This is a genomic window from Cryobacterium sp. Sr8, from assembly GCF_004403225.1.
Lineage (GTDB): Bacteria > Actinomycetota > Actinomycetes > Actinomycetales > Microbacteriaceae > Cryobacterium > Cryobacterium psychrotolerans.
In genome coordinates this window covers 1-1,534 of the sequence record NZ_SOHO01000040.1, presented here as the reverse complement: position 1 = coordinate 1,534, position 1,534 = coordinate 1, and the positions used below count along the sequence as shown (strand labels likewise).

The 1,534-nt window shown below is 63.9% G+C and carries 2 protein-coding genes; both read right to left on the bottom strand.

Annotation, left to right across the window (positions count from 1 at the left end; translation table 11 throughout):
• Positions 1-9: 9 nt before the first annotated feature.
• The gene (locus E3T54_RS07355) at positions 10-1,047 is read right to left on the bottom strand and encodes an IS3 family transposase (RefSeq protein ID WP_134475160.1); all 1,038 of its coding nucleotides are present in this window, start codon (positions 1,045-1,047) and stop codon (positions 10-12) included.
• Positions 1,020-1,472, bottom strand: a complete 453-nt coding sequence (locus tag E3T54_RS07350) for a hypothetical protein (protein WP_134475159.1) — start codon at positions 1,470-1,472, stop codon at positions 1,020-1,022. The genes E3T54_RS07355 and E3T54_RS07350 overlap by 28 nt, the downstream gene beginning before the upstream one ends.
• Positions 1,473-1,534: the final 62 nt, after the last annotated feature.

Sequence of the window (1,534 nt, the reverse complement as noted above, 5' to 3'; positions counted from 1 at the left end):
CGGTAGTTGTCAACCTGTCTGAGACAACAGGTGGGTATTGATTCCGGTTTTTTGCGGGTGTTGTGGGGCCGTGGGTCGGTTTCTGAAGCGTTCGGGGTGTGCGACCCAATACTGGTCCAGACGGTTCTGGCGTTGTTGGTGGATTTGGGCGGCGGTGCCATCGTGAACGGATGCTGGCGTGTGCCGGCCGAGGCCGCTGTGGCGGTGTTCGGCGGCGTAGCCGTGGAGGAATGTTTCGGTCCACTCGCGGGCGTCTTGGATGCTGCCGAACGAGTTCGGGCAGTCGGGGTCGTATTTGATTGTTTTGAACAGTGATTCGGAGAACGGGTTGTCGTCGCTCACCCTGGGTCGGGAGTAGGACACCAGCGCGCCTGTCGCTGTCAGCGAGTCGACGAGGTCGTGGGAGCGCATGACAGCCCCGTTGTCGGAGTGCACGACCCGCGGGGTGCCGTGCGCGGTGATCGCTTCGGTGAACAGGGTCACGGCGCGTGCTTTGGACTCGGTGAATTCGATGCACCACGCGACGGGGTAGCGGGAGAATACGTCGATGGCCAAATACAGGTAGTACCGGTCCAACCGGCCCGGGCCGCGCAGTTCGGTGATGTCCCATGACCACAGGTCCCCGACCGCGTCCGCCGCGACGGCAGGCGTGCGGCGAGAGCTTGACCCGTGTGTCCTCGTTCGGCGTCGGTCCCCGACGAGGCGCTGCGCCTTCGCGATCCGGTAGAACGTCCGCTGGGAGCACATCACCCGGCCGGCGTCGAACGCGTGCCAATACGTTTGCACCACGGACTTGTTCGCGTAGCTCGTGTCGGTGAGGACCGCGATGACCGTGGCTCGTTCGTCCGCGCTCAACGCCGCCGGCTGCTGCCGTTTTGCCTGCGGCAGCGGGCTAGGAACCGGCTTGTAGTGCCGGTAACCACGGCTGCGCCGGTAATACGTCGACCGGGCCAGCCCCACCGTCGCGCAGCTGGCTGCGACGGGAACGCCAATGCCATCTAAGCCGGTCACCGTCTCGGTCAGGAGAGCCTGTGTCGTTTCAACCATTGCGCGTACTCGTCCGCGCTCATCAACGTCGGCGGGATCTCCGGACTGTTCTCCGAGCTCGTGGTGATCCCTTCCAAGAGCTCGAATGCTTTTCCCAGAATCTGTTGCGCAGCCTCGGATTGTGCGACTTTCTTCTTCAAAGCCTCGTTCTCCAGGCGCAGCCGGGCCAATTCGGCGCGGTCTCGGCTCTCCATCCGGTGCGACGACCTTTCTGCTGTGGCGACCATAGATGCCGTCAATTCTCCTCGCGCACGCGCCGCCAGCCAACGCTCCACCGTGCCCGACGCGAGCGCATGCTCTCGCAGCAACCGTACCTTCGCGCCCCGCTCGACGCAGGTGTCCCACTCCCGCAGGAAATCCAGCCGAAACGCCAACGGGAACGACCGCCGCCCCGTCCGCGTCACGCCAATAATCGGGTCATTCATAGCTGCTCCAATTCCCCGCACTGCTTGCCTAGGGTGTCTTACGACCATCATGGCAATCAGCG